The following is a 15,496-nucleotide window of genomic DNA, read 5'->3' as shown; positions in this document are numbered from 1 at the left end:
CGGGGAGACAGTCGTTGAGTCGGCCGCCACAGCGGACGGCGGGGATGTGCGACGATCTCTCCAGGTCATCGGGAGCCGATCGGCAGACCGGCGGACCGGACGGCGGCGTCCAGGAGGGAGCTCACGACGACCTGCCGAACATGCAGGTCAACAGGCTGGACGACGTTTTCGCCCAGAACGCATACCGGGACATCGCGCACCTCCGGCGCACCGACCCGGCGAGCCCGACCGGCGAGCGGGGCGAGCCGGACAGGGGCGGCGATCTTCGCGCGGCACCCGGTTGTCCCACTCGTGCTGCGGAGCGGGCCCACAAGGCCGACGCCATCCCCCGGAGACCGGACAGAGCCGAGTAGATCAACGTCCCCACCACGACAAACACGACCGAGGGCCGACCATCGTGGCGGGTCGCGACGCCCTCCCGGCGACGCCCCCTCACTGACTGTTGACAATCACAACACACGGATCACATACTCAAACCCGCTCCGAAAAGGCCGTTGAGCCCACCGCGGGCCATCCGGCAGCCGAGCGAATGGAGAGCGCGCGTGCAGAAGGTCTACTGCTTGTACAAGCTGAAGCCCGGGGTGACAGCCGAGGAGTACGTCGAGTGGTCCAAGACCGTCGACCAGGCGATCACACGGCAGCAGCCCTGCGTGCACCGGTTCCGTGTGCTCCAGCTCGCCGGGTCGCGCGGCGGCCCGTCCCCGTGGGACGTCGTCGAGGACATCGAGGTCGAGTCGTGGGAGGCCTGGGAGCAGTGCCTGACCACGCCGGAGATGGCCGAGGTCGTGGCCGGTTTCCGCAAGATGGCCGACCGGGAGTCGGCGGTCACCGTGTTCGGCAGCGAGATCGAATAGCGGGGTGGTGGGACATGGGAACCGTGCCTGACAACGCCGCGGACGGTGTCGTACCGCCGGCGTCCCGGCTCTCGGTCGGGGCTCCGACCGACACGGACCTGCTGGTGCCGTTCGCCCAGAGCGCGGAGCGTCTCGGCTTCGCCGGGATCTGGACGCAGGACACGGTGCACAGCGGCAACTTCTCGCTCGACGGGCTGCACGTGCTGTCGTACCTGGCGGCGGTCACCGAGCGGCTGCGGCTGGGCATCGGCGTGCTGTACTCCGGACGGCGGAACCCGGCCGTCCAGGCCCGCGAGCTGGCCACCATCGACCAGCTCTCGCGCGGCCGGCTCACCGTCGGGCTCGGCGTCGGCAACGACTACCACCGGCCGACCCTCGCCGCGCTGGGCATCCCGACCGATCGGCCGGTGCGCCGGCTGGTCGAGGGGATCGACGTGATGCGGGCCCTGTGGAGCCAGACCGAGGCCGCCTACGACGGGGAGCTGTACTCGTTCTCCGGCATCCGGTCGCAGCCGGAACCGGTCCAGCGCCCCGGCCCGCCCATCTGGATCGGGGCCCGCGCCGAGCCCGCGCTGCGGCGCGCCGTCCGGATCGCCGACGGGTGGACCGGAGCCGGGCCCGTCGCGACCGAGGACTTCCTGGACCAGCTGAAGATCGTCCAGCAGGCCCTGGCCGACGAGGGACGCGACCCGGCGACCTTCACCGTCTCCAAGAGCGTCTACCTCGCGGTCGAGGACAGCGTGGAGACCGCGCGGCGGCACCTGATCCCGTCGTTCGAGCGGGCGTACGGGGGGAACCCGGTCTACAACGCGGCCGACATGACCGAGCGGGTCGCCATCTTCGGCCCGCTGGACCACTGCGCCGAGCGGCTGGGCGAACTGTTCGACGCCGGGGTGGACGAGCTGATCCTCTACCCGATGTACGACCGGCTGGCCCAGCTTGAGGCGTTCGGGGAGCTGGTCCCCGCGCTGGACGGAGCGGGCCGCCCATGACGGCGGGGACGGCCCGGCCCGTGGGCCGGGCCGTCCCCCACTCCGCTCGGGTACGTCCATCCGCCGTTCACACCACGGCGGGTGACGCACCTGGCCGGCGCCGGCTCTCACGACCGACCTCGGGGGGCCGCGTTTCAGTTGTATCCGCGTGCCGGCGGGCGACGCGCTGCGGTTCCGCCTGTTCGCCGAGGTGACCGCAGAACTCACCGGCCGGGGAGGACGGTAGCCGATGGACGACCTGACCGAGGCGCAGATCGAACGGTTCCGCGCGGACATCGACGCGTCGAGGACGTCCGGCGCGTACGAACCGGGCCGGTGGTCGGTGGCCCCGGGGAACCGCGACACGGCGGTGACGGGGGTGCTGCCCGAACACGTCCGGCTGCGCGACACCTCCGTCCGCGCGATCGAGTCGATGCCCGGCGTGGTGGTCGCCCGCGAGGCGAAGACCGCGTTCCTGCGGCTGCTGGCCCGCTCGGGGGTGCCGGAGATCGTGACCTCGGGGCCGGGCCGCGACCTCGACGCGCTCCGGTCCGACCTGGCGGTGATCAGGGAGGAGCAGCCGGGCTGCGTGGTGTCCTGCCCGTTCGTTTCCACCCTGGAGGGCGTGGATCTGGCGCGGGACGTCGGATACGACGCCGTGCAGATCTCCGTGCCCGGGTTCGGTCCGGCGGCCGGAATCTACGATCCGCTCCTCCCCGCGTCCCGGGAGGAGGTCGTCAGGCGAGCGGTCGCGGTGGTGAAGCACGCGCGCGCCCAGGGGCTGCGGGTCACCGCCGCGCTCACGATGGTGTCCTACCTGAACGAGGAGCGGCTCGCCGAGACCGTGTCGGCCCTGGCCGGAGCGGGCGCCGACGAGACCACCCTGTTCGACGGGCCCGGCGCGGTCGGCCCGGAGGCGTTCGGACGGCTCGTCCACGTGACGAAGTCGGCCGCGCCGGACCTTGAGGTCGGGATCCACCCGCACAACACCTTCGGGCTCGGGGTCGCGTGCGCCGTGGCCGCGGCGCGGGCCGGTGCGACCGTGGTGGAGTCGTCGGTGAACGGCTACTGCGGGGGACCGGGGAACGCCGACCTCGCCGCGACCGCCGCCGCCTTCGAGGCGCTGTACGGGGTGCGGACGGGCGTCCGGCTCGACGTCCTGACCGAGTTGGCCCGGATGGGCGCGGAGCTGACCGGCCACATTCCGGCGCCGAACCAGCCGATCACCGGCCGGGACGCGTTCTGCTGGGGCGGCGGCGACTGGGTCACCGTGGAGCGCGAGGTGGATCCGCTGCTCCACAACTGCGTCGAACCCGCCCTGTTCGGCAACCGGCGCCGGGTGCCGCTGACGCCGCAGAGCGGCCCGCGCACGACCGCGGCGACCCTGCGCCGCCTCGGCATCGACGCGGACCCGGCGCTGGTCCCGGCCATCATGGCGCGGTGCCGCGCGGAACTCGACGCGCTGGGGCGGCTGCTCACCGACGAGGAGATCCGGGCGATCGCGCGATCGGTCCTCACGGCCTGACGAAAGCGCGGACGGGCAGGCCGGGCGATTTTACCTATGCCCCGATCCTGGAAAATCTGCGTGCGGGACCGCCTGCAATTGGCGGCCATTCCCACAGGGCGGGCACCGATGGCCCCGAGCCCTGGAACAGGACAGCGACACCGGGCCAAGGAATACCGCCGGCCGAGTCAAGCTCGGGCATAACACCTGAACCCCGACCCGCGTACCCCGGTTGACAGCGGAACGACCGCCGACCTACGTTCAAAATCACGAATGATCACCTGCCGCATCCACTCGGGGGAGCCTTGGATTACGCGGACGTCGTCAAGAAGCTCAAGAACTACATCGATACGGAACCGGGCTGGAAAGACAGGTTCGACAAGGCCGTTGATTCGGCGAAGGCGGCCGACATCAAAGACTGGGACATCGATTCCATCGACGACTACTACACGTTCATCGATGACTTCCTCAAGTGGGCTCCGCAGGAGAACACCCAGGGCGACGAAGTCATGAACCGGCTCTGCAAGTTCCACTTCCTGCTCGACCAGCCGACGGTGCGGGAGTTGCAGCGCCCCATCCGGCCGAGGGACGGCGCCAGGCCGGAGAGCAAGCTGTCCGACTGGATGGTCGACTACGCCAAGGAAATGGGCAGATTCCTTGACACCGAGAAGTCGCTGACCCCGGACACGCTCAAGTCCTTCAAGAACTCCCCGAACTACAACCTGAGCGAGTACGACGAGTCGGGCGGGGCGTGGACCACGTTCAACAGGTTCTTCGCACGGCACGTCAAGCCGGGTGCCCGGCCCATCGCCGCGCCCTCCGACGAGAGCGTGGTCGTCAGCCCCGCCGACAGCACGTTCGGCGGGCAGTGGGAGATCCGCGCCGATTCGAAGATCACACTCAAGGGCCTGCACTGGACGGTGGAGGAACTCCTGGCGGACAGCGATCACGCGAGCAGGTTCATGGGCGGAACATTCATGCACGCGTTCCTCAGCCCGCTCGACTACCACCGCCTGCACGCCCCCGTCGGAGGGAAGGTGCTTGAGGCGAAGGTGATCCCCGGGGACGTCTACCTTGAGGTCACCGTCCAGAAGTCCTTCGATCGGGAGATGGGCGGGCAGCAGAGGCGGCTCAGCGCGATCCGCGTCATGGAGGCTCCCGACGAGCACTTCATGGACGCCCCCGACAGCCCGGGATACCAGTTCGCGCAGGCCCGCGGTCTCGTCGTGCTCGAAACGGCCATCGGGCTCGTCGCGGTCCTGCCGATCGGCATGGCGCAGGTCTCGTCGGTGAACCTCTCGGTCGCTCCGAACGACACGGTGGAAAAGGGCGCGGAGATCGCCTACTTCCAGTTCGGCGGCTCGGACATCGTCGTCCTCTTCGCCAAGAGCGATGTCGACATCACGGCGAAGGAGCACACCCACTACAAGATGGGCACCGCGATCGCCAAAGGCTACCTCTGAAAGGGCTCAGGCCAGGTATCCGCCGTCGATGTCGAGGACGGCGCCGGTGACATAGGAGGCCCCCGGCCCGGCGAGGAAGACCACGCCGGCCGCGATCTCCTCAGGCCGTCCGAAGCGCCCCATCGCGTTGGTCTCGCGCTGGGAGTCGGCGAACTCGCCCTCGGGAGGGTTCATCTCGGTGGCCACCGCGCCCGACCTGATGACGTTGACGGTGATCCCGCGCCGGCCCAGGTCGCGCGCGGCACCCTTGCTGTATCCGATGATCGCGGCCTTGGTCGCGGCGTAGTCGGCCATCCCCGGCCACCGCGCGAGCCCCGACAGCGTGGACCCGATGGTGATGATCCGCCCGCCCTCCCCCAGCACCGGGGCGGCGGCGCGGATCGCGGCCACCACGCCGTTCAGGTTCACCTTGTACAACCGGTCACGCGCCTCCGGATCACCGCCCTCCTCCCCGAGGACCTCCCGGCTGCTCACACCGGCGTTGTTGACCAGCACGTCCAGGCGTCCGAAGTCCGCCACGACGGCGGCGACCATATCTGCGATCTGCGCCGGATCCGCCTGGTCGGCCCGGTAGGCGGCGCCCTTGCGCCCGGCCCGCTCGACGTCGCGGACGACCTCCTTCGCCCGGTCTGCGGACGCGGCGTAGGTGAGCGCGACGTCCGCGCCCTGCTCGGCGAGCGCCCGCGCCGTCGCCGCGCCGATCCCCCTCGAACCCCCCGTGACCAGCGCGACCCTACCGTCGAGCAGCATGAGACCTCCGTTGTGTACCGAACGATATAGAAGGGACGGTACTATACCGAGCGGTACACAAGAACCCGACCCGCACCTGCGGCGGCATCGGTCCCCTGCGGGGGCCTGGGGTGTAACCCCCGGGCCTATCCAGGTGTGGACGGTTCACACTTCAGGCGGGAGGGGTTCGATGAGGATGTCGACCAGGACGTCGGCTGACGGTCGCCGGGTGGGTGGTCGGGTGCGTCTCGTCGCTCTGGGGGCGGTGCTGGGCGGGTGGCTGGCGTTCGCCACGGCGATCGAGTACGGCCTCGCCGCCGTTCACGAGCACGCCGGACTCGCGTCGGCCGGGCACGCTGCGGTCAGCACCCAGGGCGACGGCACCGCGCTTGGGCTGGGGCGGTACTAGGTGCTCGGGGGCTTCACCACGTGCGACCCCCGGCGACACGCCCCCGCTCCCCCGGGGGCAGGCTTCGGCGCAGGTCATCGTCCGGTTGGGCTTATGATCAGCACCCATGGCATTGCAGCTTGTTCAGGTGAACTTCAAGGCTGGGGACGACGCGGCGCTCGGCCGGTTCTGGGCGGACGCGCTGGGGTGGGGCGTGTCCCACGAGGCGCCCGGCGTGACCAACGTCGAGCCCATCGGGTTCGACTGGCCCGACCCCGCGGCCGTGTGCGTTGATTTCGTCGGCGTTCCGGATCCCGAGAACGTGAAGTACCGGGTTCACCTCGATCTCGCCAGCAAGTCCGAGGCGCACCAGGCGGAGTTGGTCGCGCGCCTGACGGAGCTCGGGGCCACGCCCGCCGATGTGGGCCAGGGGGACGTTCCGTGGACGGTCATGGCCGATCCCGAGGGCAACGTGTTCTGCGTCCTGGAGCCCCGGCCCGTCTACCAGGACACCGGGCCGATCGCCGCGGTGGTGGTCGACTGCGCCGACCCGCGGGCCATGGCGCGGTTCTGGGGCGAGGCGACGGACTGGGCCGTGGTCGAGGTGACCGACGAGCACGCGGTGCTGCGTTCGGCCCAGGGTGTCGGACCGTATCTGGAGCTCCTCCGCAAGTCCGGCGAGAGGGCCTACTGGAACCGCGTCCACATCGACCTGCTGCCGTACTCCCGTGACGAACAGGCGGCGGAAGTGGCCCGGCTGCGGGGGCTCGGCGCCACCGATGTCGACCTCGGCCAGGGCGAGGTCTCATGGACGGTCATGGCCGATCCCGAGGGCAACGACTTCTGCGTCCTCGGCGGCGGGGCCTGAGCCTACGGTTCGCTGAGGAACGCCGCGGACCGTCCTTTTCGCGCTTCATGCAGGGCGTGGATTCGCGTGTACAGGCGCGGGCTCATCATCGTCTTCCAGGTGCCGAGGGGTTGCACCAGCCAGTCGGTGTGCTCGGACGCGTCCAGGACGATCCGGTCGAGCTCGGCGGAGGTGAGCACTCCTCCGTCGAAGACGAACCCGATCTTCGCGCACGGCCAACCCGGGCGGGGCGGGATGAAGTGCGTGAGGAGCAGGGTCGGTGGCCCGTCGAACTCGATGCCCGTTTCCTCCCGGCACTCCCGCACGGCCGTGGCGAACGGGGTCGTGTCGCCGTGCTCGACGTTGCCGCCGGGGAACTGCCAGGTCTCCACGCCGTGCGCCGACCGGAGGGCGAAAGGGTCGCCCCCGGTGTCGGTGAAGTACAGGGCCGCGTACATGGTGGCGTTGGGGAGGGTCCGCACGTACTCCTCGGGCGGCAGCCATTTCACGGGGACTCCCAACGTCGTCGGTGCTGAATACGGGACTCTCGGTGTGAGCCGTCGATACGGGTATGTCGGGCCTGCATCCCGGCGGTTTCACCCATCCGATCATTTTCCGCTTCCGTCCTCGCCTCGCGCCTGAGGGGGTGAAAGGCGGTACAGAACACGTCTCGTGGGATCGGGCACCCGTCTGACCGGGGGGTCGAGCGGCGCCGGATGGTACTTGTGCAAGCGGAGCCAAGTTGCGTGCCACCGGTGACAAGACCCCTGTTCGGGCGCTGATTAGCGTTTCGCGAAATCGCCGGGCGATGCCCGGCGCCGGTCGCCGAGCGTCTTCCCGGCCTCCCGCCGGACGTCGCGCGGCCCTTCGCGAGGGGGTGTCCCTGTGGTGGCTTCTCATCCGGACGTGGGAGCCGACGGGCACGACAGCCTGCTGGACAGGTTGGACACGCTGACGATCGTCCCCCGGCGAGCGGTCGTGGCGCGGTGGGTGCCGGGGGTGGTGCTGGCCGGGCTCGCGGCGTGGCTGGTGGTGACGGTGGCCCGGAGCCCGAACCTGGACTGGGGCGTGGTCGGGGACTACCTGTTCGCCGAGCCGGTCCTGCGCGGGGTCGGGGTGACGCTCGTCCTGACGGCGGCGACGATGGTGTCCGGGCTGCTCATCGGGGGTGTGCTGGCGCTGATGCGGCAGTCGCGCAACCCGGTGGCGATCGCGGTCGGCGCGGCGTACGTGTGGTTCTTCAGGGGCACGCCGCTGCTGGTCCAGCTGGTCTTCTGGTTCAACCTCGCGCTGCTGTTCCCCCGGCTCGGTGTCGGGCTGCCCGGCACCGGGCTCGGGTGGACGGCGGAGACCAACCATGTGATCACGCCGTTCGTCGCCGCGCTGTGCGGGCTGGCGCTGCACGAGGCCGCGTACATGGCCGAGATCATCCGCGGCGGGTTCCTCGCCGTGCCGCAGGGCCAGATCGACGCGGCGCTGACGATCGGGATGACGCGGGGGCGGGCGGTACGGAGGATCGCCGTCCCGCAGGCGGTGCAGGTGATCCTGCCGCCGCTGGGCAACCAGTTCATCCTGATCCTCAAGGGGACGTCGATGGTGTCGGTGATCGGCGGCGGTGACCTGCTCACCCGCTCCCAGCAGATCTACGGGATGAACTACCAGGTCATCGCGCTGCTGATGGTGGCGTCGATCTGGTACCTGGTGCTCGTCTCGATCTCCAGCGTCGGGCAGTACTTCCTGGAGCGGGTCGTCCGGGGGCAGGCCGAGGGCGGGCTGCTGAGACGGGTCGTCCGCAACGCGTTCGGGGGACGGCGGTGAGCGCCCGGGGCAGCCTCGTCCTGCGGGGCATCCGGAAGTCGTTCGCGGGCACCGAGGTGCTGCGCGGGATCGACCTGGAGGTCGCGCCGGGCGAGGTGGTGTGCCTGCTCGGGCCGTCCGGCAGCGGGAAGAGCACGCTGCTGCGCTGCGTCAACCACCTTGAGCGGGTGGACGCGGGTTTCGTGCTCGTCGACGGGATCCTGGTCGGGTACGAGCCGCGCGGCGGACGGCTGCACGAGTCGTCGGAGAAGGACACCGCCCGGTTGCGGCGCCGCATGGGCATGGTCTTCCAGCACTTCAACCTGTTCACGCATCTGTCGGCGCTCGACAACGTGATGCTCGGGCCGGTCCGCGTCCTCGGACGGGACGCGGCGGACGCCGAGCGCGACGCCCGCGCGCTGCTCGCCAGGGTCGGGCTGAAGGACCACGCCGGCAAGCGGCCCGGCCGGCTCTCCGGCGGCCAGCAGCAGCGGGTGGCGATCGCGCGGGCGCTCGCCATGGACCCCTCTGTGCTGCTGTTCGACGAGCCCACGAGCGCGCTGGACCCCGAGCTGGTCGGCGAGGTGCTCGCGGTCATGCGCGACCTCGCGGGCCAGGGAATGACCATGGTCGTCGTCACGCACGAGATCGGATTCGCCCAGGAGGTCGCGGACACGGCGGTCTTCATGGACGGCGGAGTGATCGTCGAGAGCGGACCGGCCAGGAGGGTGCTGAGCTCCCCGTCCTCCGCGCGCACCGCGGAGTTCCTCGCCCACGTCCTGTAGATCCCCGAAGGAGCACCCACCATGAGACGCGCACTCACGCCGTTGCTGACCTGCACCGCACTGCTCGCCGCGGGCTGCGGCGGCGGCGATCCCGTCGCCGCCGACAGGCCGCGGCCCCCGGTCAAGGCCCCGGCGGCCGATCCCGCGCTGCGGGCGATGCTGCCCGAGGCCGTCCGCCAGGCGGGGACGCTCGACGTCGGGACCACGCTCCCGAACGTCCCCTACCTGCTGACCGACTCCGCGAACACCATCACCGGCGGCATCACCCCGGACGTCGGCAGGGCCGTGGCGGCCAAGCTCGGCCTCAAGTACTCGATCAGGAACGTGGCCTGGGAGGCGCTGCTGCCCGGCGTCGCGGGAGGCCGGTACATGGTGGCCGACGACGGGATCTCCGACACCGCGGAGCGGCAGAAGGTCGGCATCTTCATCGACTACACGCAGAGCTCCAGTGTGCTCGTCACGGCCAAGGCCAACGGCGGCGCGAAGTCGCAGGACGCGGCGTGCGGCAACGGCATCGCGACCATCCGCGGCACCACGGACGTGGACACCGCGAAGAAGATCTCCGCCGACTGCGCGGCGAAGGGGAGGCCGCCGGTGCGGGTCACGCAGTACCCGACCGCGCAGGACGCCGATCTCGCGCTGCGGTCGGGACGGGAGAAGTTCGAGATCAACGTCGCCGAGACCGCGGAGTACGCGATCCGCAAGGGCTCCCCGATCGCGATCGTCGCGCGCGGCTACATGCCCGCCTATGTCGGGATGTATGTGGGTCTCAAGCAGACCGAGCTGGCGAAGGCGCTGCTCGGCGCCCTGACCGCGTTGAAGAAGGACGGGACGCTCGACACGATCCTCGGCGGTTACGGCTCCAAGCCGATCACGCCGGGCATCAACCTCGCGACCGCGAAGGGCGGCGCCGCGTGAGCCGGCGGTCGGGGGCCTCGTGAGCGCGCTCCCCCTGCACCACATCGAGGTGCCCGCGCCCAGCGGGACCGCGCCGCTCGCGATCGGGTCCTTTCCGGAGATCGGCAGCTACACCACGGCGGGCTTCGCGCACCGGCACGACTTCTACGAGGTCCTGCACATCACCGGCGGGTCGGGGACGCATGTCGTCGATTTCGTCCACTACCAGATCAAGCCGCCCGTGATGTATTTCCTTTCGCCGGGGCAGGTGCATTTCTGGGATTGCGAGACGCCCCTTCAGGGGCGGGTCCTGGTTTTCACCGAGGATTTCATGCTCGGCCGCGCGAGCGAGCGCGGTATGGGCGACGAGCCGCCCTGTTTCGACGTCCTGAGCGAGAACGCGGAACTGCGGCTGGACGCGGCGGGCGACCGCGCGATCAGCGATCTGCTGGTGCCGATCGAGCAGGAGTACCATCGGCGCGAGGCCGGTCACACGTGCGTTTCGCGGGCCTATCTGAACATTCTTCTCGTCACGGCGTACCGCATGCGCGCGTTCGCTCCGGCCACGGCGGAGCACCGGTCGTCGGCGCTGGCGCGGCGGTTCGTGCGGCTCGCCGCCGAGCACGACGCGGACGAGCCGTCGGTGCGCGCCTACGCCGACAAGCTGGGCGTCACCGCGAGTCACCTGACCGAGGTGGTGAAGCAGGCCACCGGGCGGACGCCGGGTCAGGTCATCCGCGGCGCGCTGGCCCTTGAGGCCAAGCGCATGCTGGCCCTGACGGAGCTGAACGCCGCCCAGGTCGCCAGCGCGCTTGGGTTCACCGACCCGTCCTACTTCGGCCGGTTCTTCAAGCGCGAGACCGGGGTCAGCCCGCTGGGCTTCCGGCGGGTGATCCGCGAAAAGTACCAGAACGCCCGAGAAATGTCCCTGTGACCCCGGCCCTCTCCTTGACACCATAGGTGTAAGGGAGAAGATCGTCTCACCCTAGCGGAGGAAACACGGAATGGCGACCACCACGGCGGCCCAGCGGAAATCGGGGAAGCACGAGAACCTCATCGTCCGGAACATGGTGCGGGAGGAGCTCCCGAACGAGGGCGTGCTCCGGTACGGCGAGGAGGAGAAGGGCACCAGCGGCGCGTTCGCCATGATGAGCGGATGGCAGGTGGACCTGAGCAAGGTCCACATCGCCTACAGCTGGATTCACGAGGTGCCCAGCCCCAATCCCTATGTGCTGGAGCACGTCCACGACTATGACGAGGTCCTCCTTTTCATGGGCAACAATCCAGAGGATCTGGACGACCTCGGCGCGGTCGCCGAGATCGACCTCGACGGCGAGACCTACGTCATCGACACCTCGGCGGCGATCTACATTCCCCGGGGCATGCGGCACTGCCCGCTCGGCTACCAGCGGGTCGACCGCCCGCTCTCCTTCATCGCGCTGTCGCTGAACCCCACCTACCAGTCCCCCACCGGGTCCGGACGGCAGTGACCCGGAGCACGCCGCACCGCCTGTGACGTGGTCTCCGGGACGGCACGTACGCGCGGTCGGGACGGATCAAGCGGAGCACGCTCCCGGCCCCGTGCGAAGGGCGGGGGCCGCGACCGGTCACAGGCCCTCCGGTCGCGACCCCCTCCCGCATCGGACGCAGAACACGGCTCCCGCGTCACCGGCCCCGGCGGGGCGACGGTCGGCCCGGTGCCGGTGACCAGTACGAACATCGGGGCATCCCTCGGGAGAACGTCCATGTCGACGCAGATCCGAACGTCAGACCTTCCCGTCCGCGAGCGATTCGACTTCTGGTCCAGCACGGTGTCGGAGATGTTCGTGCCGCTGCGCACGGACCCCGCCGACGCCGACGGCTTCGACGGATACATGCGCGGTTCCGAACTCGGCTCCCTGAAGGTGGCCGAGGTCTCCGCGACCCCCCACACCGTGCGGCGCACCGAGGCGCTGATCGCGCGGTCCGACCCGGGGCACTACAAGCTCGGAATCCAGCTCACCGGGTGCTGCGTCCTCTCCCAGGACGGGCGCGAGGCCCCGCTCTCCCCCGGCGACCTGACGATCTACGACACGACCCGTCCGTACACGCTCGCCTTCGACGGCTCCTACCGGCAGCTCGTGCTGATGTTCCCCCGCCGCCTGCTCTGCCTTCCCGAGGACGCGGTCGCGGCGGTCACCGCGACCCGCTTCTCCGGTCACCGGGGGCTGGGCGCGCTGCTGTCCGCGCTTCTCGTCCAGTTGGCCCAGCACCTGGACGAGTTCGACGACCCGGCGGGCCAGCGCCTCGGGGACAACATCATCGACCTGCTGGTGACGCTGCTCGCCGAGCGCATGGACATGGCCGCCGGCACCACCGAGGCGCGCCGCAGGGCACTGCTCGTCCGGGTCCGCGCCTACATCGAGAGCCATCTGGACGACCCGGACCTGACCCCCGACGCGATCGCCGCCGCGCACTACGTCTCGATCCGCCACCTGTACAACCTGTTCCACGCGGAGGGCACGACGGTCGCGATGTGGATCAAGGGGCGGAGGCTGGAGCACTGCCGCCGCGACCTGCGCGATCCGCTCCAGGTGGGACGCTCGGTCACCGCGATCGCGGCGCGCCGGGGCTTCGTCGACGCCGCGCGCTTCAGCAAGCTGTTCAAGGCGGCCTACGGCACCAGCCCGCGCGAGTACCGCGCGGGCCACGTGTGACCGGGGCGGCCCGCGAACGCGACCGGGCCGCGCCCGTCCTGGTGGGGGGCACGGCCTGGTCGGTCCGGATCAGCGTCGTCCGGGGCACTTCTTCCACTCGAAGTGGTACACGGTCTTCACGTTGCCGTCGGTGGAGTCGAACGACATGAAGCTGGTGTCGCCGGGCGCGGAGGTGCCCTTGTCCACGCGCAGTTCGGTGTTGACGTTGAGGATGCGGTCCTCACCGCACGGCTTCCAGACGAGCTCGGCCCACGGCGTCCGGTCGGTGAACTGCCAGGTGTCGGAGTACTTGCCCTTGATGCTGTGGCTGATGGGCGTCGTCTGCTGCATGCCCTGGTAGTAGTAGTTCGCCCGCTCCAGCCCGGAGGCACCGTTGGCCAGGCTCGCGAAACCGCGGTAGTCGGCGCTGGCGATCGCGTAGGTGAAGCCCTGCGGGATGTGGATGCCCAGGGCGAGCTGGCAGTTCTTGCGGAAGTCGGTGGGCTTCGAGTTCCCGCCGGCCTGGGCGAGGTAGTCGCTGTAGGTGACGGTGAAGGCGCTGTCGTCGCTGGCGGGCGTCACGGCGGCGGTTCCGGCGGGGCAGCCGGAGCCGTTCACGGTCAGGACCTCGATGGTGATTCTTCCGGGCGGCGGCTCGTTCGTCGCCGCCGACGCCGCGGGGGCCATCGCCGCGGCCAGCGCCACGGCCGAGAGGGATGCCGCCGCGGCGGTCACTCCTTTACGCATGGATTCTTCTCCTTCAGGTTTGCTTGGGCTTCGGGCATTTTTCCCAGGCGAAGTGATACGTCGTCGTAATGTCGCCGTCGGTGGAGTCCATGGAGACGAAGCTGACCTTCGACGGGTCCGAATCCCCCACCTCGACACGTAGTTCCGTGTTGATGTTGAAAGCCCGTTCCGCGCCGCACGGCAAGTAGATGAGCTGCGGCACCGGGATCTTGTCGCCGAACTGCCAGTTTCCCTTGAGAGCAGCGGGAATGGGGTGTTCGATGGGTGTCGTGGTCGGGAGCCCCTGGAAGTAGTAGCTGGCCTTCTGGGAGGCGATCGCGCCCGATTGCAGGGAGGCGTAGCCGCGGTGGTCCGTCGCGGCGATGGCGTAGGTGAAGCCTCCCGGAACGTGCACGATCAGACTGATCTGGCAGTTCTTGCGGCCGTCGGTGGGCGAGGAGTTGCCGCCCGCCTGGGCCGTGTACTGGCTGTAGGCGACGGTGAACGCCGTGTTGTCGGGGGAGACGACGACGGAGGCGGTCTTGGTCGGGCAGCCGGAGCCGTTGACGCTCGCGACCGAGATGGTCACCTTGGTGGGCCCACTGGGTGACGCCCACGCGTTGGCCGGAGCCACGGTCGCGGCAAGCGTCGCCAAGGCGGCGGCAGAAATTGCAGTCCCTTTACGCATGCGATTCCTCTTCGCTGGGGATGGGAGTACTATTTTTCGGCGGCCGAAGAGGGCGGGGGGCGTGATATCCGGAATGAATCGGCGCCTTCAATGGATCTTGATCCAGGATCTGAATGGAGAGTAACTTTTTCGCAAAGTACTGTCAATCTTGAAATTTTCAACTTTTTCGAACCACGTTTAATTGACACTAGAGAGCATCTCGTTCAACGGATTCATCGATTGTCGAGCGTCAATAGCGACCTTTTGACAAGGATCGTTCCATTGCATTGTCCAAGCATTGGCGGCACCGCCGGCGGGGCGGTGAACAGGTGTTACGCGGTGCCGGGAATGGCCGGAGCCGGACGCGCCGCGCTCGTCTCACGGTTCGCTTTCGTCTCGTCCAGTGGAATTGGACCCATCCGCGTCGCCGCCCCCTCGCATGCGAGGGGGCGGCGGTGAACGCGGGTGAACCGAAGCGGACTCAGTGGCGGGCCTCGGCGGTGGCCTTCAGGTTGCGCAGCCACTCTTCGAGGCCCTGGCCGAGCATGGCGGTCGAGCCGGGGACGTCCTCCTCGACCTGGCGGCCGGTCCAGGTCTCCTCGGTGTGGACGAGGACGCCGCCCCTGACCTTGGTGAACGTCCACAGGTGAACGCCCTCGTCGATGCGGGCGCCCTTGCCGACGGCGGGTCCGGCCCACAGGATGCAGGCGTTGTTCCGGAGCTGCCGGACGGTGGAGGTGATGTGCATGGTGGTGTCCGGGACCGTGGGCGGCGCCGGGGTCGTCCAGTGGAACCGCGAACCCTTCCGCAGGCGCCCGTGGTCGAGGCGCTTCGCGGTCAGGACGGGCGGCTGCCAGGCCGGCCAGCGCTCCACGTCGGTCTGGAGCTTGAACACGGTGCTCAGCGGCGCCTTGATCATGATGTCCGTGCGGTAGCGGATACGGGCGCCGGGATCGAGGCCCTCGCTACGGCACTGGTACGCCCGCCCGTGGCCCGGCTTCTCGGCGGCCTGGGCGGCGGGGACCGTGCCCGCGAGGACGCCGGCGGTGGCGAACGAGAGCGTGAGCGCGGTGACGCGAACGCGGTCGCGCCGCGCGCGGGGCTGGGGCTGGGGCCGCCGGCGGGACGACGTGTCGTTGAACATGGTGTTCCTCTTCTTCTATGCGTGCTGATCGGGACGGGTTCGAACGGGT

At 69.6% G+C, this 15,496-nt stretch carries 17 protein-coding genes; 12 read left to right on the top strand and 5 right to left on the bottom strand.

Translation table 11 applies throughout. The features are described 5' to 3' along the window. Window positions 1-542: 542 nt before the first annotated feature. From GNZ18_RS20085 to GNZ18_RS20070, 4 genes are all read left to right on the top strand, one after another. Window positions 543-854 (top strand): RedY/HapK family protein, encoded by a 312-nt coding sequence (locus GNZ18_RS20085; protein ID WP_173390832.1) that lies wholly within the window; start codon window positions 543-545, stop codon window positions 852-854. A gap of 14 nt (window positions 855-868) precedes the next feature. Then, window positions 869-1,846: an LLM class flavin-dependent oxidoreductase gene (locus GNZ18_RS20080; protein ID WP_156217995.1), complete on the top strand. Its 978-nt coding sequence runs from the start codon at window positions 869-871 to the stop codon at window positions 1,844-1,846. Window positions 1,847-2,075: 229 nt separating this feature from the next. Further along, on the top strand, window positions 2,076-3,350 hold the full coding sequence (locus GNZ18_RS20075; RefSeq protein ID WP_156217994.1) for a hydroxymethylglutaryl-CoA lyase-like TIM-barrel protein: 1,275 nt from the start codon (window positions 2,076-2,078) through the stop codon (window positions 3,348-3,350). Between the two features lie 284 nt (window positions 3,351-3,634). Next, complete coding sequence (locus GNZ18_RS20070) at window positions 3,635-4,792, top strand: phosphatidylserine decarboxylase (RefSeq protein ID WP_156217993.1); 1,158 nt, start codon at window positions 3,635-3,637, stop codon at window positions 4,790-4,792. A 6-nt stretch (window positions 4,793-4,798) separates the two neighbouring features. Here the strand turns inward: GNZ18_RS20070 and GNZ18_RS20065 are convergent, their stop codons facing one another. After that, on the bottom strand, window positions 4,799-5,542 hold the full coding sequence (locus GNZ18_RS20065) for an SDR family NAD(P)-dependent oxidoreductase (RefSeq protein ID WP_156217992.1): 744 nt from the start codon (window positions 5,540-5,542) through the stop codon (window positions 4,799-4,801). A gap of 220 nt (window positions 5,543-5,762) precedes the next feature. Between GNZ18_RS20065 and GNZ18_RS20060 the strand changes: the two genes are divergently transcribed. Both GNZ18_RS20060 and GNZ18_RS20055 read left to right on the top strand, forming a co-directional pair. Further along, the gene (locus GNZ18_RS20060; protein ID WP_156217991.1) at window positions 5,763-5,930 is read left to right on the top strand and encodes a hypothetical protein; all 168 of its coding nucleotides are present in this window, start codon (window positions 5,763-5,765) and stop codon (window positions 5,928-5,930) included. 106 nt (window positions 5,931-6,036) lie between these two features. Then, window positions 6,037-6,777, top strand: coding sequence for a VOC family protein (locus GNZ18_RS20055; protein ID WP_156217990.1), 741 nt, complete (start codon window positions 6,037-6,039; stop codon window positions 6,775-6,777). Between the two features lie 2 nt (window positions 6,778-6,779). Here the strand turns inward: GNZ18_RS20055 and GNZ18_RS20050 are convergent, their stop codons facing one another. Continuing rightward, a complete protein-coding gene (locus GNZ18_RS20050; RefSeq protein ID WP_216651367.1) occupies window positions 6,780-7,265 on the bottom strand; it encodes an NUDIX domain-containing protein in 486 nt (161 codons plus the stop codon). 397 nt (window positions 7,266-7,662) lie between these two features. Here GNZ18_RS20050 and GNZ18_RS20045 point away from each other — a divergent pair, with 397 nt between their 5' ends. The 6 genes from GNZ18_RS20045 to GNZ18_RS20020 all read left to right on the top strand — a co-directional run bounded on the left by GNZ18_RS20045 (window position 7,663) and on the right by GNZ18_RS20020 (window position 12,931). Then, window positions 7,663-8,574 (top strand): amino acid ABC transporter permease, encoded by a 912-nt coding sequence (locus GNZ18_RS20045; RefSeq protein ID WP_312874634.1) that lies wholly within the window; start codon window positions 7,663-7,665, stop codon window positions 8,572-8,574. Next, entirely contained in the window at window positions 8,571-9,338 is a 768-nt protein-coding gene (locus tag GNZ18_RS20040; protein WP_312874633.1) for an amino acid ABC transporter ATP-binding protein, read from the top strand. Before GNZ18_RS20045 ends, GNZ18_RS20040 begins: the two co-directional genes overlap by 4 nt. Before the next feature lie 21 nt (window positions 9,339-9,359). After that, the gene (locus GNZ18_RS20035; protein WP_156217989.1) at window positions 9,360-10,256 is read left to right on the top strand and encodes a transporter substrate-binding domain-containing protein; all 897 of its coding nucleotides are present in this window, start codon (window positions 9,360-9,362) and stop codon (window positions 10,254-10,256) included. A gap of 19 nt (window positions 10,257-10,275) precedes the next feature. Further along, a complete protein-coding gene (locus GNZ18_RS20030; protein ID WP_216651366.1) occupies window positions 10,276-11,169 on the top strand; it encodes a helix-turn-helix domain-containing protein in 894 nt (297 codons plus the stop codon). A gap of 70 nt (window positions 11,170-11,239) precedes the next feature. Beyond that, complete coding sequence (locus GNZ18_RS20025; protein WP_156217988.1) at window positions 11,240-11,725, top strand: cupin domain-containing protein; 486 nt, start codon at window positions 11,240-11,242, stop codon at window positions 11,723-11,725. 255 nt (window positions 11,726-11,980) lie between these two features. Beyond that, window positions 11,981-12,931, top strand: coding sequence for an AraC-like ligand-binding domain-containing protein (locus tag GNZ18_RS20020; protein WP_156217987.1), 951 nt, complete (start codon window positions 11,981-11,983; stop codon window positions 12,929-12,931). 69 nt (window positions 12,932-13,000) lie between these two features. Here the strand turns inward: GNZ18_RS20020 and GNZ18_RS20015 are convergent, their stop codons facing one another. The 3 genes from GNZ18_RS20015 to GNZ18_RS20005 form a co-directional block, all read right to left on the bottom strand. Continuing rightward, on the bottom strand, window positions 13,001-13,657 hold the full coding sequence (locus GNZ18_RS20015) for a DUF4360 domain-containing protein (protein WP_156217986.1): 657 nt from the start codon (window positions 13,655-13,657) through the stop codon (window positions 13,001-13,003). 13 nt (window positions 13,658-13,670) lie between these two features. Next, entirely contained in the window at window positions 13,671-14,324 is a 654-nt protein-coding gene (locus GNZ18_RS20010; RefSeq protein ID WP_156217985.1) for a DUF4360 domain-containing protein, read from the bottom strand. A gap of 460 nt (window positions 14,325-14,784) precedes the next feature. Further along, window positions 14,785-15,447 carry an SRPBCC family protein gene (locus GNZ18_RS20005; RefSeq protein WP_156217984.1) on the bottom strand — a complete coding sequence of 221 codons (663 nt, stop codon included), beginning with the start codon at window positions 15,445-15,447 and terminating at the stop codon, window positions 14,785-14,787. Window positions 15,448-15,496: the final 49 nt, after the last annotated feature.

Origin of the sequence: Actinomadura litoris, from assembly GCF_009733595.1 — a bacterium.
GTDB classification, from domain to species: Bacteria; Actinomycetota; Actinomycetes; order Streptosporangiales; family Streptosporangiaceae; genus Spirillospora; species Spirillospora litoris.
Note: the sequence above shows the minus strand (reverse complement) of the source record. Positions and strands in the feature narration are given on the sequence as shown.